Below are 16,316 nucleotides of genomic sequence, written 5' to 3' on the forward strand. Positions count from 1 at the left end.
CCCCTGCCGCATCCCCGCATTGGAGTTCGTTCGTGAAGAAACGACTGCTGAGTATCGGCGCGGTCGCGCTCGCCATGACCGGCGCGCTCGCCTACCCGCTGCTGTCCGCCGACCGTGAGGCCGACGCGTCCGTCGCCTCCGACGACGTCATCGCCAACCTGTGGCTGTGGCCGTGGACGTCCATCGCCACCGAGTGCACCAACGTCCTCGGCCCCGCCGGCTACGGCGCCGTGCAGGTCGCGCCACCGGAGGACTCGATCAGCGTGGCCGGCCACCCGTGGTGGGACATCTACCAGCCGGCCGCCTACGACCTCAACAGCCGCATGGGCACCCGGGCCCAGTTCACGGCGATGGTCAACGCCTGCCACGCCGCGGGTGTCAAGGTGTACGTCGACGCCGTCATCAACCACATGACCGGCGCCAACCAGTCCTCGACGACCGCGTACGGGCCGGCGTCGTTCACCAACAACTACAGCTACCCGAGCGCCGGTTACGGGTACAACGACTTCCACCACAACCCGGGCGCCTGCCCCCAGGCGGACAACCAGATCCACGACTGGAACAACCAGACGGAGGTCTGGAACTGCCAGCTCGTCGGCCTCTCCGACCTGGCCACCGAGACCGACTACGTCCGCACGAAGATCGCCGGCTACCTCAACGACCTGATCAGCGTCGGCGTCGACGGGTTCCGCATCGACGCGGCCAAGCACATGGCGCAGGCCGACCTCGCCGCCATCAAGGGCAAGCTGACGAACCAGAACGTGTACTGGGCGCAGGAGGTCATGCCCGGCGGCAGCGGCAACCTGTCGATGGCCGCCTACGAGGGCATCGGCGGGGTCCTGGAGTTCAACTACGCCACCAACCTGAAGAACCAGTTCACCGGCAGCATCGCGAACCTGCAGACGTTCGGGACCAGCTGGGGGCTGCGCCCGTCGGACAAGGCGACCGCGTTCGTGTCCAACCACGACACCGAACGCAACGGCTCCACCCTCAGCTACAAGAACGGCAGCACCGACACCCTCGCCACGGTCTTCATGCTGGCGTGGAACTACGGCACCCCGAACGTGATGAGCTCGTTCAGCTTCACCAACAACGACGCGTCCCCGCCCGCCGACGCCAACGGCTACGTCACCGGCGTCACCTGCGGCAGCGGCTGGGAGTGCCAGCACCGGCAGCGTTCCGTCCGCAACATGGTCGGCTTCCACAACGCCACCAAGGCCAGCACGACCGTCGGCAACTGGTGGAGCGACGGCTCCAACGCGATCGCCTTCTCCCGCGGCGCGCTCGGCTGGACGCTCATCAACAACGGCGGCGGATCGGTCGCGTCCCGCACGTTCAGCACCGGCCTGCCGGCTGGCGTGTACTGCGACGTCGTCCACGGCGACTACACCGCCTCCTCCGGCACGTGCAGCGGCCCGACGGTGACCGTCAACGGCTCCGGCCAGGCCACGGTCGGCGCGGGCGCGAAGGACGCCGTGGCGCTGCACGTCAACGCCCGCGTCACCGGCGGCACCCCGTCGCCGACGCCGTCCACCTCGTCGCCGGTGCCGGCGGGCGTCGCGTTCACGGTGACCGGCGCGCCTACGGGCAACCCCGTCTACCTGGTCGGCTCCGTCGCGGAGCTCGGCTCCTGGAACACCGCCAACGCCATCCCCATGACCGCCTCGGGCTCCGCCTGGACGAAGACCGTCACGCTCCCGGCGGGCGCCGCGGTCGAGTACAAGTTCATCACCAAGACCAGCGCCGGCGCCGTCACCTGGGAGCCGGGCAGCAACCACACGTACACGGTGCCCGCGAACGGCACGGGCACGGTCAACACCACCTGGAACGGCTCGTCCACGACGAACCCGGCGGTCACCTTCAACGCGACCGTCACCACCGTCCTGGGCCAGAACGTGTACGTGGTCGGCTCGATCCCCGCACTGGGCTCCTGGAACACGGCGAACGCGATCGCCCTGTCCTCCGCGAACTACCCGGTCTGGTCCGGCACCGTCACGCTGCCGTCCAACACCGCGGTGGAGTACAAGTTCATCAAGAAGGACGGCGCGGGCAACGTCACCTGGGAGAGCGGCGCCAACCGCACCCTGAACACGGGCACCGCCAACCAGACCGTCAACGCCACCTGGAAGTAGTCACCCCACGGAAGAGCCCGGGTCCGCGCCGCGCGGGCCCGGGCCCACCTCCGCGGACCAGCGTCACGCCGGCGGGGGTGAGCCGGTCGCCGGTGAGAACCTGCCATTGGAGGGCGGGAACGTGCCGTCGGGCGGGAGCACCGCGATGGTCCGCGGGATCACACCGGTCGCCGGCGGGTACCCGCCGGTGGGGGCCGGGAACCTGCCGGTGGACGGCGGGAACGTGCCGGTGGCGGGTGCCGGCGACGGGCGGGGGATGTCGTCCGGTTTGCGGGCCGGCATCGGCAGGACGATCGACGGGTCCACGGACCGGTCGATGCGGGCGGTGGTGTCCGCGGGCGCGGCGAACAGCGCCGGCTCGACCAGCACCGCGATCCCGTCCAGGCCGATCAGCTGCCGCGCGCCGTCCGGCCACGCGTGCATCACCGCGCAGGAGCGGTAGCGGACCGTCGCCCGGCACGCGCCCTCGACGACGCTGACCCCGTCCGCGCCGAGGACGAGCGAAGCGCCGGAGCCGTCGAGCGCCCGGTACGTGTGCCCGGGGAGCACGTCCGTGGACGTCGTCGGCGCCGCCGCGAACCCGGCCCAGTCGGCGCGGCTGCCCGGCGGCACCTGCAGCAGCCCCGAGCCGAGGACCTGCAGGGCGGCGTCGTGCACGTCGGCGAGGGTGACGGCGTACAGCTGGCCGCGCAGCTGGTCGAGGGTGCGCAGCCGCGCGCCGGTGAGCAGGTCGGTGGCCAGGCCCGGCAGCTGGCCCGCGGGCGCGTCGGGGTGGCGCAGCGCCTCGTCGGCTTTCGCGCGGACCGCGTCGAGCTCGGTCTGGGTGATCCGGCCGACCCGGAACCCGGCGAGGACGTCGACGAAACCGCCGACGACCGCGCCCTGCTTCTCCGGCAGCGCGTCGGCGAACGCGGTGACCACCGCCATGCCGTCGCCGCGCGGGTCGTAGGAGGCGCTCGCCGCGTACGACAGGCCGCCCTCCTGCCGCAGCGACCGGAACAGCTCCCGCTCCAGCATCAGGGCGAACAGCGAACCGGCCACGTGCCGGCGCATGACGCCGTCGAAGACGACGCCGCCGCCGGCGCCGGTGAAGTACGCCGGTGCCGCCGGCAGGATCGTCGTGGCGACCGGCACCGGGCGGAGCGTCCCGGCCGGCAGGCGCAGCCGCAGGCCCGGCGGGACCCGGTCGCCGGAGATCCACAGCACGGCGTTCGCGCGGGTGAACCAGGCGTTCGCCCAGGCCCGCACGTCGTCGGGGCCGAGCCGGTCGATGCCCCACTCGGGGTAGCTGACCAGGCCGTAGTGCTGGGCGCCGTACCGCCACATCGGCAGCATCCGGTTGACGCCGCCGCCGCGCCCGGCCGCCTCGGTGCGCAGGATCGCCTTCTCGGTCTCCAGCCGCTGCACCGGCAGGTCGGCGAGGGAGTCGCAGACCATCTCCAGGTACGTGACGATGTCGCGCTCGCTGCCCTGCATGTGGAAGTGCGTGACGACGCTGCCGGTGGCGCCGTTGTAGTGGTAGTCGGCGACGCCGTGCCGGTGCAGCGCGAGGTGCTCGACGAGGTGCGTGATGCCGATGCGGGCGGCGCCCTCGTCGGCCAGGCCGACCCGGAAGGTCAGCCCGGCGGTCATCGGGCCGGAGCTCGGCGCGAGCAGCGTCGGGACGCCGTCGACGTCGGTGCGGTGCAGCACGGGATCAGCCTCTCGCCAGCGCGCGGTCACGGAGGTTGGCGTACGCGGTCCCGGGGTTGTCGAAGTACGACGCCCAGAGCGGGGTGCGCCGCCCGGCCAGGGCCCGGAAGTGCGGCGCCGCGGCCGCGTGGTCGCCGATGAGGGAGAACAGCATCGCGAAGTAGTCGTGCGCGGTGTAGAACCGGTAGCCGCCCTGGAACGCGGGGTGCCGGACGGTCTGGTCGGCGACCTGGTGGATCTGCGCGACGACGGCCGGGGCGCGCAGGAGCGCGGTGCCCTCGGCGTCGGAGTCGGAGGCATGGAACCGTTCCATGTGCCCGGCGAGGACCGTCAGCGGCCCGAGCGACCCGGCCGGGGCGGTGCGCAGCAGCTCGGCGCCGAAGTCGGACACCTTCTCCCAGGAGCCGCCCCACTTCGGCTGCAGCTGCTGCACGAGGTGGTATCCGGCGATGTACGCGAACGGGTGGTGCGCGCTCAGCCGGTCGTACCGCCGCCGGGCCTCGTCGTGGCCGAGCGAGATGCCCCGGCAGATGATCATCCGCTCCAGCCACGCGTAGCCCGCCCGCGGCTCGCGGGCGGTGACGTCGATGAGGATCTGCTCGGCCCGGTTGAGGTGCTCGTGGAAGCCCGCCCACTGCTGCTGCGTGACGTTGCGGGCCCAGCCGGTCCCGCGGATCCTCCACCCGCGCAGCACGGTGCGGACCCCGAGCATCGTGTGTGCCAGCACCCAGGCCGGGTCGCCGTACGGCACCCGCTCGAGGACCTGGTCGTCGAGCTTGTCCTCGATCTGGACGCACGCCACCGCGAGGTCGTCGAGCGACCGCAGCCCGCCGAGGAACGCCGCCACGGCGGGCCAGTCACCCCGGCCGGCGTCGGTGGCGAGACGGCGCAGCTCGGTGAAGAGGTCGACCGGCTGGCTCTCCGGCACCGGCATCTGAAACGGCACGGCGGGCAGCATATGCGACCCGCCGTGCCCCGGATGCCCCCTGACGGGACGGTTTACCGCAGCCAGACCGCCGTGTCGGGCGGCAGCGCCCCGTCCGGCAGGTCGCCGCTGGACAGGACGACGGAGCCCGCCGGGACCGTGACGGCGGCGCCGGACAGGTTGACCACGCAGCGGACGCCGCCGCGGCTGAAGTCCAGGACGTCGGCGGGGGAGTCGTGCCAGGTCAGCGGGCCGGTGAAGGTGCGGCGCAGGCGGAGGGCCGTGCGGTACAGCTCCAGGAACGACGACGGCACGCCCTGCTGCGCCGAGGCGGCCAGGGACGCCCAGTCGGGCTGCGGCAGCCACGAGCGGCCGGTCGTCGAGAAGCCGTACGCCGGCAGGGAAGCGTCCCACGGCAGCGGGACGCGGCAGCCGTCGCGGCCGGGGTCGGTGCCGCCGGAGCGGTGCCACACGGGGTCCTGGCGGGCGTCGTCGGGCAGGTCCAGGACCTCCGGCAGGCCGAGCTCCTCGCCCTGGTACAGGTAGGCCGCGCCCGGCAGGGCCAGCATGAGCAGCGCCGCGGCGCGGGCGATGCCGGGCGAGCCGAAGCGGGTCACGTGGCGGGCCTTGTCGTGGTTGGACAGGACCCAGGTGGTGGGGGCGCCGACGCTGTCCGCGGCCTCGACGCAGGCGTCGATCGTGGCGCGCAGCTGCGCGGCGGACCACGGCGCGGCGAGGAAGTCGAAGTTGAAGGCCTGGTGCAGCTCGTCGGGGGCGACGTAGCGGGCCAGCCGCAGCGGGGTGGACGCCCACGCCTCGGCGACGGCCATCCGGTCGCCGGGGTAGGAGTCGAGGATCTTCCGCCAGGCGCGGTAGATCTCGTGGACGCCGTCCTGGTCGAAGTACGGCAGCGGCTCCCGGCCGAGCAGCCCGATCTGCTGCGGGTGCCCGACGGACGGCAGGCCGGCCGCCTTCACCATGCCGTGGGCGACGTCGATGCGGAAGCCGTCGACGCCGCGGTCCAGCCAGAACCGCAGCACCGACTCGAACTCCGCGCGGACGTCGGCGTTGTCCCAGTTGAGGTCGGGCTGGCCCGGGTCGAACAGGTGCAGGTACCACTCGCCGTCGGCGGTGCGGGTCCAGGCGCGGCCACCGAAGATGGACTCCCAGTCGTTCGGGGGCTCTTCGGAGGACGGCCGGAAGATGTACCGGTCGCGCTCCAGCGACCCTGGTCCGGCGGCGAGCGCCGAGGCGAACCACGGGTGCTGCGACGACGTGTGGTTGGGCACGATGTCGACGATGACGCGGATGTCCAGGGCGTGCGCCGCGGCGAGCATCGCGTCGAAGTCCGCCAGGGAGCCGAAGAGCGGGTCCACGTCGCGGTAGTCGGCGACGTCGTAGCCGCCGTCGACCATCGGCGAGCGGTAGAACGGCGTCAGCCAGATCGCGTCGACGCCGAGGTCGCGCAGGTACGGCAGGCGCTCCCGCAGCCCGATGAGGTCGCCCTCGCCGTCGCCGTTGCCGTCGGCGAAGCTGCGGACGTAGATCTCGTAGATGACGGCGGTGCGCCACCAGTTGGAAGGCACGTCGGAAGAAGGCACGGTGAAGGGTCCCTTGCGATGAAAGGCGAAAGAGGGGAGAAAGAGCGGAGGAGGACCGTCAGCGGGCGACGATGCCCGTCGAGCCGCGGACCACGAGCTCCGGGTTGAAGAGGAACTCCGAGTGCGGGGTCGGCTGCCCGTTGATGGTGTCGACGAGGGCGCGCACGGCGGCGTTGGACATCGCCCGGACCGGCTGCCGCAGGGTCGTCAGCGGCGGGTCGGTGAAGGCGATGAGCAGCGAGTCGTCGTAGCCGACGACGGAGACGTCCTTCGGCACCGACAGGCCGCGGGCGCGGGCGGCGCGGATCGCGCCGAGCGCCATGAGGTCCGAGCCGCAGACGAGTCCGGTCGCGCCGCGCGCGATGAGCCGGTCGGCGGCCGCGGCGCCGCCCTCGACGCCGAAGAGGGACAGCTCGACCATCTCGTCGAGGCCGTGGCGCTGCATCGCCGTGCGGTATCCGGTGAGCTTGCGCTGCACCGGCGAGAACCGGTCGGGGCCCGAGATGAGGCCGATGCGGGTGTGGCCGAGCGATGCGAGGTGGTCGACCGCCGTCTGGCTGGCGAGCCGGTCGTCGCAGGAGATGCAGGGCGCGTCGAGGCCCGCGACATACCCGGTGATCATCACGATCGGCAGGGGCCGGTCGATCAGCTTGCGGTAGCGGTCGTGGTCCGCGGTGGTGTCGGCGTGCAGGCCGGAGATGAAGATGATCCCGGCGACGGACCGGTCCAGCAGCATCTCGACGTACTCGTCCTCGGTCACGCCGCCCGGGGTCTGCGTGCACAGCACGGGCGTGAAGCCGTGCTGCGCGAGCGCCGACTCGATGATCTGGGCGAAGAGCGGGAAGATGGGGTTCTCCAGCTCCGGCGTGACCAGCCCGACGAGGCCCGCGCTGCGCTTGCGCAACCGCTCGGGGCGCTCGTAGCCGAGCACGTCGAGCGCGGTGAGGACGGCCTGCCGCGTGTCCGCGCTGACGCCGGCGCGGTTGTTGAGCACGCGGGACACCGTCGCCTCGCTGACCTCCGCCTGCCGGGCGATGTCAGCGAGCCGGGCACGGGGTGGCTCGGTGGACATAGGCCGACTGTAAAGCATCGAACCGGTGTTTGTGAAAGGTCGATGCAAGGTCTTTCATTCGACGCAAGCTCTTGCTAGCGTTCGGCCACGACGCGCGGGTGCTGTTGGAATCGCGACCCGGCACCCGCCCGTCACACCCCGCTCAGGCGCATTCCCCGTGGCTCCCTCCCAGGAGGCCGCGCACCACACCCTGCACACCCCACTTCCCTGTCCGAACAGGAGATTCCCCCATGCGCATCCGCATCACGGGTGTCGTCACCCTTGCGGCTCTGTCGTTGGCACTTACCGGCTGCGGCACGAGCGACGGCGACAAGGCCGGTTCCGCAAACGCTTCCAAGGCGGCCGGCGGCACCCTCACCATCTGGGCCGACGACCAGCGTTCCGCGGCCCTGAAGCCGTTCGCCGAGAAGTTCGGCAAGGACAACGGCGTCACCGTCCAGGTCCAGGCGGTCTCCAAGGACCTGCAGACCAACTTCGTGACCGCGTCGCAGTCGGGCAAGGGCCCGGACATCGTCGTCGGCGCGCACGACTGGATCGGCAACCTGGTCCAGAACGGCGCGATCGACCCGGTGCAGCTGCCGGACGCGCAGAAGTCGGCGTTCGCCGAGGTCGCGGTCAAGGCCGTCACGTTCAACGGCCAGCTGTACGGCGTCCCGTACGCGATCGAGAACCTCGCCCTGATCCGCAACACCGACCTGGCGCCGACCGCGCCCGCGTCGATCGAGGACCTCGTCAAGGCCGGCCAGACGCTGAAGACGGCCGGCAAGGTCACCAACATCATGTCGCTGCAGGTCGGCACCAACGGCGACGCGTACCACGCGTACCCGCTGTACGCGTCCGCCGGCGGCTACCTGTTCGGGCAGAAGGCGAACGGCGACTACGACCCCGCCGACCTGGGCGTGGACAAGCCGGCCTCGATCGAGGCGTTCAAGAAGATCGCCGCGCTCGGCGAGAAGGGCAGCGGCGCGCTGACCCGCTCCATCACCGGTGACAACGCCATCCCCACGTTCACCGGCGGCAAGACCGCGTTCCTCATCTCCGGCCCGTGGGCCGTCGCCGACATCAAGAAGGCCGGCGTCAAGTACGACATCACCCCGATCCCGGCGTTCGCCGGTGGCAAGCCCGCCCAGCCGTTCGTCGGCGTGCAGGCGTTCTACGTCGCCAGCAAGGGTCGTAGCAAGGCCCTCGCGAACGAGTTCATCACCAACTACCTGACCAAGCCCGACCTGCAGGTCGCGCTGTACCAGGCCAACCCGCGCCCGCCGGCGCTCGTCGCCGCGCTCGACCAGGTCAAGGGCAGCGACCCCGACATCCAGAAGTGGCTCGACGCCGGCAAGGGCGGCGCCGTGCTCCCCGCGATCCCGGCCATGGCCGCGGTGTGGGACCCGTTCGGCAAGGCCGAGGCCGCGATCGTCGGCGGCGCCGACGTGCAGTCGACGCTGACCGCCGCGGGCAAGGCCATCGCCGAAGCGATCAACAAGTAACCATGACGACGACCCAGCGGGGAGGCGGCTCGCTCGCCGGCCCCACCATCAAGATCGCCCTGCTCGGCGCCGGGCTGGCGTTGGCGATCGCGGCCGCCCTCCCGCTGGTCGACGCCCACGCCTGGGGCTGGCTCGCGGTGCTCGCCGCGACCACCGCGCTGCTGTTCTACGTCTACCTGACCCCGCGGCACATCGCCGCCAAGTACCTGGTCCCCGGCACCGTCTTCCTGCTCGCGTTCCAGGCGCTGCCGGTGCTCTACACCGCGAGCACGGCGTTCACCAACTACGGCGACGGGCACCGCGGCAGCAAGGCCGACGCGATCGCCGCCGTGCAGGGCGCGTCGGTGAAGCAGGTCCCGGGCTCCATGGAGTACGACCTCGCCGTCGCCACCCGGGAGGGCGCCATCGTCTTCCTGCTGGTCGACAAGACCGGCGCGACGTTCGTCGGCGACGGCACCGGCCTGCACCCGGCGCGGTTCACCGTCGAGGGCGGCCGGATCGTCGAGGCCGACGGCTACACGCTGCTGACGCTCGGCGAGGCCAACCTCCGCAACGACGACATCCTCGCGTTCAGCGTGCCGACCGGCGAGGGCGCCGTCCGCGCGTCCGGCCTGACCCGCGCGTACAACGGCCAGGCGACCCAGTTCTACGACGGCGGCTGCGACTGCGTCACCGACCGCGGCAGCGGCAAGCAGTGGAAGGCCGACGGCGCGTCCGGCAGCTTCGTCGCCGCCGACGGCGAGCGGCTCCCGCAGGGCTGGAAGGTGTCGGTCGGGTTCAGCAACTTCACCCGGGTCCTCACCGACTCCCGCATCTCCGGCCACTTCCTCGGCACCCTGCTGTGGAACTTCGCGTTCGCGATCGGGTCCGTGCTCGTCACGTTCGGGCTCGGCCTCGGCTGCGCCCTGGCGCTCAACGCCGACCGGCTGCGCGGCCGCAGCGTGTACCGGGTGCTGCTGGTGCTGCCGTACGCGATGCCCGGGTTCGCGATGCTGCTCGTCTGGCGGGACATGTTCAACCAGCAGTTCGGGCTCATCAACCGGTTCTTCGGCCTCGACGTCGACTGGTTCGGCCAGCCGTGGACGGCCCGGATGGCGGTCATCCTCGTGCAGCTGTGGATGGGGTACCCGTACATGTTCCTCGTCGCCACCGGCGCGCTGCAGGCCATCCCGAAGGAGATGACGGAGGCCGCCACCATCGACGGCGCCTCGGTGCTGCAACGCTTCCGCCAGGTGACCCTGCCGCTGCTGCTGGTCGCGCTGACGCCGCTGCTGATCGCCTCGTTCGCGTTCAACTTCAACAACTTCAACGCGATCTACCTGACCACCGAGGGTGGCCCGTTCCCGCCCGACGACTCCACCGTGGGCGCGACCGACCTGCTCATCACCTACACGTACCGGCTGGCGTTCGGCGGCTCCGGCGCGCAGTTCGGCTTCGCCGCGGCGATCTCGGTCTACATCTTCGCCATCGTGGCCGTCGTGTCGCTGATCGGCTTCCGGCGCAGCCGCAAGCAGGAAGAGGTCTACTCATGACCAAGTGGATGCGCAGGATCGGCTGGCGGCACGCCGTCGGGATCGCCGCCCTGGTGTTCTCGCTCTTCCCGATCGTGTTCGTGGTGTCCGCGGCGTTCAACCCGGTCGGGTCGCTGAGCTCCACCGAGCTGTACCCGACCGGGGCCAGCACGGCGAACTTCACGGACCTGTTCGGCAAGACCGCCTTCGGCCGCTGGTACGTCAACTCCGTCGTCATCGCCAGCATCGCCGCCGCGACGGCCGTGTTCCTGTCGGTCCTCGCCGCCTACGCGTTCTCCCGCATGCGCTTCGCCGGCCGGCGGGTCGGGCTGATGGCGCTGCTGCTCATCCAGATGTTCCCGCAGTTCCTCGCGGTGGTCACCATCTACCTGATCTTCGCCGAGATCGGTGACTTCTACCCGGCGTTCGGCCTGGACACCCCGTGGGGGCTGATGCTGCTGTACCTCGGCGGCGCGCTCGGCGTGAACACCTGGCTGATGAAGGGGTTCCTCGACACCGTCCCGCGGGAGCTGGACGAGTCGGCGGTCATGGACGGCGCCACCCACGCGCAGACGTTCTTCCGCATCACGCTGCCGCTGATCGCGCCGATCCTCGCGGTCACCGCGCTGCTCGGCTTCATCGGCACCATCAACGAGGTCCTCCTCGCCAACACCTTCCTGCGCTCCGACGACTCCAAGACCCTCGCCGTCGGCCTGTACGGGCTGATCGCCGGGCAGCGCAACGCGAACTTCGGCATGTTCTGCGCCGGGTCGCTGCTGACCGCGATCCCGACGGTGCTCGTCTTCCAGTCGTTGCAGCGGTACATCGTGTCGGGCCTGACCGCGGGTGCGGTGAAAGGATGACGATGATCCACCACGACGGCTCCGAGCTGCACGTCCCGGACCAGTCCCCGGCGCCCGGCAGCGACGTCGAGGTCTTCCTGCGCACGTCGCCCGGCGTGCGGCAGGTGCACGTCCGGTCCGTCCTGGACGGCGAGCCGCGCTTCAGCGACGCCGTCGCCGAGCGCCGCGGCGACGAGCTGTGGTGGCGGGCCACGATCCCCGTGCACAACCCCGTCACGCCCTACCGGTTCCTGGTCGACGGAAACTGGTTCACCGCGACCGGTCTTGCGGGCCACGAGGTCGCGGACACGACGGACTTCAGGCTGGTGGCGCACCCCGCGCCGCCGGCCTGGATCCGCGACGCCGTCATCTACCAGATCTTCCCGGACCGGTTCGCCCGGTCGGCCGCGTACGCCGAGCGCGCCCTGCCCTCGTGGGCGGTGCCGTGCGGCTGGGACGCCCCGGTCGTCGGCCGCGGCGAGCTCACCAGCCGGCAGATCTACGGCGGCGACCTCGACGGCATCGCCGGCCGCCTGGACCACATCCAGTCCCTCGGCGCCGACACCGTCTACCTGACCCCGTTCTTCCCGGCCGGCTCCAACCACCGCTACGACGCGTCGACGTTCGACACCGTCGACCCGCTGCTCGGCGGCGACGCGGCCCTCGCCCGGCTCGCCGACGCGCTGCACGCCCGCGGGATGCGGCTCGTCGGCGACATCACCACCAACCACACCGGCGACGCCCACGAGTGGTTCCACGACCCGGCGGCCCGGGACCGCTACTACCACGCTGACGACGGCACCTACGCCTCCTGGTACGGGGTGCCGAGCCTGCCGAAGCTCAACTGGAACTCCACCGGGCTGCGCAAGGCGTTCGTCGACCCGTTGCAGCGCTGGCTGGAGCACCTCGACGGCTGGCGGGTGGACGTGGCCAACATGACCGGCCGGCACGGCACCGACGACCTCACCCACGAGGTGTCGCGGCTCGTCGCCCGCGCGGTGCGCGACGTGCGGCCCGACGCGATGCTCGTCGCGGAGCACGCCCACGGCGCGGGCGGCGACCTCGACCTCGGCGGCTGGCAGGGCACCATGAACTACGCCGGCTTCACCCGTCCACTGTGGACCTGGCTGCGCGGGCCGGACCTGGCGCTGCCGGACTTCCTCGGCGTCCCGGGCGGCGTGCCGACCCGCGGCGGCGACGCCGTCGTCACGGCGATGCGCGCCGTCTCCGCGAGCATGTCGTGGCGGTCGTGGACGCACTCCTGGACGGCGCTGAGCACCCATGACACCCCGCGCGTGCGGACCGTCGCCGGCGACCCCGGCCGGGTCGAGGTGGCCGCCGGCCTCCTCGCGACCCTGCCGGGCGTGCCCATGCTCTTCGCCGGCGACGAGATCGGCCTCACCGGCGCGTGGGGCGAGGAGTCCCGGCAGCCGATGCCGTGGCACGACGAGGCTGGCTGGGACCACACCACGCTGGCCCGCTACCGGGCGCTGCTCGGGCTGCGCCGCGACCACCCCGCGCTGCGGCACGGCGGGATGCGGGTCGAGCACGCCGACGCCGACACCATCGCGTTCTGGCGGGAGACCGCGTCGGAGCGCCTGCTGGTCTTCGCCCGCCGCGCGTTCGGCCCGCCGGTGCGCCTGCCCCTCACCGGTGCGGTCAACGTCTACGGCGGCGCCGCCGAGGCCCCGGCCGACGGGCCGACCTTCCAGGTTTGGCAATTCATGGCAACACCGATTGACCGACCGTGATGCCTTCCCTTCACTGACTGTCATGTCTCTGCGTCGTCTCGCGCTGCCCGCCGCCGCCCTGCTCGCGATCTGCCTGATCCCGGGCACGGCGGCGGCCTACACCACCGTCCACACCGGATCTGGCCGGCCCGCGCTCGCCCTGGCCGGCGGCCGCCTCTACGCCTCGTGGGCCGGCTCCACCTCCGGCACCTATGGCAAGCAGCTCATCATCGGCACGTCGGTGGACGGCGGGCGCACGTTCACCAAGGACAACAGCGTCGTCGAGCGCACCCCGGAGGGGGAGGGACCCGCCCTGAGCGCCGACGGTCCCGGCGTCCGGCTCGCCTGGTCCGCCGCCAACAACGGCAACACGCTGACGGTGGCGTACACCGGCGGCGCCGGCCTGCAGTGCCGGACCGCGCTGACCGGGGTGCGCACCGACCGCTCGCCGGCCCTCGCCGCCGACGGCGCCGGCATCCGCTGGATCGCCTGGACCGGCACCGACAGCCGGATCAACGTCGCCCGGCTATCCGGTGGATGCCCCGGCGGCTTCTCCCTGCAGGACCGGGTGACCCTCGCCGAGACCACGCCCTACGGCCCGGCGCTCGTGTTCGACGACTCCGGCGCGGAGAACGGCCTGCTCCTCGGCTGGACCGGCGCGGACGGGAGCATCAACCTCGGCACCGTCACGACCGGCTCGGCCGTGCTGACCAACCGCTCGACCGTGATCCAGCCCGGGCAGCAGCCGGCCACGGGCGGGCTCGGGCTCACGTCGCACCCGGCGGACCTCTACGTCTGGTTCCGCGCGACCGACGGGTCCGTGCGCCGCGGCTACTCCCAGGGCTGCCGGCCGACCTGCTTCTACGTGTACGCGTCGGAGCTGCAGTCGGCGTCCGCGGTCGGCGTGGGCACCGACGGCTTCCACGACACCATCGGCTACTTCGACGCGCGCGGGAAGCTCAACGTGGCCACCTATTGACAGGTTGGCTGCCTATTGCGGAGAGTTCGGTCGGGACTTATTTCAGGTCCTGAAGTTTTCGCTCTTCCCGCCCTCCGCCAGGGAGCACCCTTCATGGTCCCAACCCGACCGCTGCTCGCCCTGTCCGTCCTCGCCGCAGCCACCGTCGTCGGCCTGAGCGTGCCCAGCGCTCAGGCCGCCGCCACCAGCGTCCAGGTCTACTGGAGCTCCGAGTCCCGCACCGCCGGCTACGAACCGAAGAACGGCAACTGGTACACCAGCCCCGCCACGGGCCTCGCCGGGACGCCCTACCAGCTGTCCCGCCAGGCCGACGTGCCCGTCGTGGCGGCCGCCGGTACACCCACCATCACCGCGGACACGAACAACCGCTTCCAGACGATCCTCGGCGTCGGCTCCTCCCTCGAGGAGTCGACGGTCTACAACCTGTCCAGGATGAGCGCCGGCGCCCGCGACCGGGCCCTGCGCGCGCTCGTCGACCCGGCCACCGGCGCCGGCTTCAACGTCATCCGGATCACCTTCGGCACCAGCGACTTCACGTCGCACGACTTCTACACCTACGACGACGGCGCCGCCGACCCGTCGCTGTCGCGCTTCTCCATCCAGCGCGACATCGACTACGGCATCATCGCCACCGTCCGGCAGGCCCTCGCCATCAACCCCGACATCAAGGTGTTCGCGAGCGCGTGGTCGGCGCCGGGCTGGATGAAGACCAACAACGCCATCATCGGCGGCAGCCTCGTCACCGCCCAGATCCCGACCCTCGCGGCGTACTACCGGCGGGCGGTGCAGGCGTACACCGCGCAGGGCATCCCGATCCACGCGCTCACCCTGCAGAACGAGCCGCTGTTCTCCCCGCCGGACTACCCCGGCATGCTGGTCTCCGCGGACCAGGAGCGGCAGCTCGCCAAGGCGCTGCGCACCGAGCTGTCCGCCAACGGGCTCAGCACCCGCATCTGGGCCTTCGACCACAACTTCTCCGAGTCGGTCTCCTACGCCGCCGGCGTCCTGGGCTCGGCCGGTGCCCACTCCGACGCCTACTCCTCGGTGGACGGCATCGCGTTCCACGACTACGCGGGCGACCCGTCGGCGATGAGCACCGTGAAGGCGTCCTACCCCGACAAGGACATGCTGATGACCGAGCGGTCCGTGTGGGGCACCTCGGGCGCGGACCGGATCGTGCAGTACTTCCGCAACAACGCCACCCTGTACGAGGGCTGGGTCAGCATGCTCGACCAGAACCGCGCACCCGAACGCTGGTCCGGCTCGCCCGACCCGACGATGCTCGTGCAGAGCACCAGCAACCGCGACACGTTCTGGGGGCTGCCCGACTACAACATGGTCGCCCAGTTCTCGAAGTTCGTGAAGCCGGGCGCGCGGCGCGTCGCCACCGGCTACGGCAGCACCGGCAGCGTCACGAACGTCGCGTTCCTCAACCCCGACGGCACTCTCGTCACCGTCGTGGTCAACCAGACCGCCGCCGCGCAGGCATTCACGCTGCGGGTCGGCACCCAGCAGATCGCCAGCACCCTGCCGGCGAAGACCGTCGGCACGTACCTGTGGGCCGGCGCCGACAGCGGCACCCCGTCCACGCGGGTCGGGCCCATCACCGGCTACGGCGCCAAGTGCGTCGACGTCGCCGGCGCGGCCACCGCCAACGGCACGAAGATCCAGCTGTGGACCTGCAACGGCACCACCGCGCAGTCCTGGACCGTCGGCACGGACGGCACCCTGCGCGCCCTCGGCAAGTGCCTCGACGTGGCCGCCGCCAACTCCGCGAACGGCACCAAGGTCCAGCTGTACGACTGCAACGGCAGCGCGGCCCAGACCTGGTCCGCTCCCGGCGACGGCACGCTCCGGGCGCTCGGCAAGTGCCTGGACGCCACCGGGCCCAGCTCCGCCGACGGCACCCAGCTGCAGATCTGGGCGTGCGGGACGGGCCAGAACCAGCGCTGGACCCTGCCCGCCTGACAGGCTTTACCGGGTCAGGCGCGGGCCACGGCCGGCGTGCGCCTGACCCACCATTCGAACAGCAGCGTCGTGAACGGCGGGATCGACGCCGCCGCACCGGCCGCGAGCCGCGCGAAGCCCCACCGCTCCTTGACGGTCACCCACGCCAGCGCGGCCAGGTAGGCGACGAACATCGCGCCGTGGATCGGCCCGAACACCTTCACGCCGATCTCGTTCTCCACGACGACGTACTTGAAGAACATCCCGACCAGCAGGCCGAGCCAGGAGCAGGCCTCCCCGATCGCGGCGTACCGGAACACCCGCGCGGCATTGTTGTCCACCGCGACAGCCTGCACCTCGCCGCGGACCCGGGCCGCGACCGGTCACCTCCGCGGTGACCG

The 16,316-nt window shown here is 71.7% G+C and carries 12 protein-coding genes; 7 read left to right on the plus strand and 5 right to left on the minus strand.

Annotated elements, in window-relative coordinates; translation table 11 throughout:
- The first annotated feature begins 32 nt into the window (after nt 1-32).
- Nucleotides 33-2,132 carry a carbohydrate-binding module family 20 domain-containing protein gene (locus tag AB0J72_RS31200; protein WP_363404784.1) on the plus strand — a complete coding sequence of 700 codons (2,100 nt, stop codon included), beginning with the start codon at nt 33-35 and terminating at the stop codon, nt 2,130-2,132.
- 63 nt (nt 2,133-2,195) lie between these two features.
- On the opposite strand, the gene AB0J72_RS31205 is transcribed toward AB0J72_RS31200, so the two are convergent.
- From AB0J72_RS31205 to AB0J72_RS31220, 4 genes are read right to left on the minus strand one after another with little or no spacing between them, the layout of a single operon-like run.
- A complete protein-coding gene (locus tag AB0J72_RS31205; RefSeq protein ID WP_363404786.1) occupies nt 2,196-3,824 on the minus strand; it encodes an insulinase family protein in 1,629 nt (542 codons plus the stop codon).
- Nucleotides 3,825-3,828: 4 nt separating this feature from the next.
- Entirely contained in the window at nt 3,829-4,770 is a 942-nt protein-coding gene (locus AB0J72_RS31210; RefSeq protein WP_363404788.1) for a hypothetical protein, read from the minus strand.
- A gap of 53 nt (nt 4,771-4,823) precedes the next feature.
- The gene (locus tag AB0J72_RS31215) at nt 4,824-6,350 is read right to left on the minus strand and encodes a glycoside hydrolase family 13 protein (RefSeq protein ID WP_363404790.1); all 1,527 of its coding nucleotides are present in this window, start codon (nt 6,348-6,350) and stop codon (nt 4,824-4,826) included.
- Between the two features lie 58 nt (nt 6,351-6,408).
- The gene (locus AB0J72_RS31220) at nt 6,409-7,422 is read right to left on the minus strand and encodes a LacI family DNA-binding transcriptional regulator (protein ID WP_363404792.1); all 1,014 of its coding nucleotides are present in this window, start codon (nt 7,420-7,422) and stop codon (nt 6,409-6,411) included.
- Nucleotides 7,423-7,652: 230 nt separating this feature from the next.
- Between AB0J72_RS31220 and AB0J72_RS31225 the strand changes: the two genes are divergently transcribed.
- The 6 genes from AB0J72_RS31225 to AB0J72_RS31250 all read left to right on the plus strand — a co-directional run bounded on the left by AB0J72_RS31225 (nt 7,653) and on the right by AB0J72_RS31250 (nt 15,936).
- A complete protein-coding gene (locus tag AB0J72_RS31225) occupies nt 7,653-8,906 on the plus strand; it encodes a maltose ABC transporter substrate-binding protein (protein WP_360565787.1) in 1,254 nt (417 codons plus the stop codon).
- Between the two features lie 2 nt (nt 8,907-8,908).
- Nucleotides 8,909-10,438 carry an ABC transporter permease subunit gene (locus AB0J72_RS31230; RefSeq protein WP_363404794.1) on the plus strand — a complete coding sequence of 510 codons (1,530 nt, stop codon included), beginning with the start codon at nt 8,909-8,911 and terminating at the stop codon, nt 10,436-10,438.
- Complete coding sequence (locus AB0J72_RS31235) at nt 10,435-11,280, plus strand: sugar ABC transporter permease (protein WP_354897637.1); 846 nt, start codon at nt 10,435-10,437, stop codon at nt 11,278-11,280. Before AB0J72_RS31230 ends, AB0J72_RS31235 begins: the two co-directional genes overlap by 4 nt.
- Entirely contained in the window at nt 11,277-13,010 is a 1,734-nt protein-coding gene (locus AB0J72_RS31240; RefSeq protein ID WP_363404796.1) for a glycoside hydrolase family 13 protein, read from the plus strand. Before AB0J72_RS31235 ends, AB0J72_RS31240 begins: the two co-directional genes overlap by 4 nt.
- Before the next feature lie 22 nt (nt 13,011-13,032).
- Nucleotides 13,033-13,968, plus strand: coding sequence for a hypothetical protein (locus AB0J72_RS31245; protein WP_363404798.1), 936 nt, complete (start codon nt 13,033-13,035; stop codon nt 13,966-13,968).
- A 93-nt stretch (nt 13,969-14,061) separates the two neighbouring features.
- Nucleotides 14,062-15,936, plus strand: coding sequence for a ricin-type beta-trefoil lectin domain protein (locus AB0J72_RS31250; protein ID WP_363404800.1), 1,875 nt, complete (start codon nt 14,062-14,064; stop codon nt 15,934-15,936).
- Between the two features lie 14 nt (nt 15,937-15,950).
- Here the strand turns inward: AB0J72_RS31250 and AB0J72_RS31255 are convergent, their stop codons facing one another.
- Entirely contained in the window at nt 15,951-16,256 is a 306-nt protein-coding gene (locus AB0J72_RS31255; protein WP_363404802.1) for a DUF3817 domain-containing protein, read from the minus strand.
- Between the last annotated feature and the right edge of the window lie 60 nt (nt 16,257-16,316).

Source organism: Dactylosporangium sp. NPDC049742 (assembly GCF_040674675.1).
Classification (GTDB): Bacteria; Actinomycetota; Actinomycetes; order Mycobacteriales; family Micromonosporaceae; genus Dactylosporangium; species Dactylosporangium maewongense.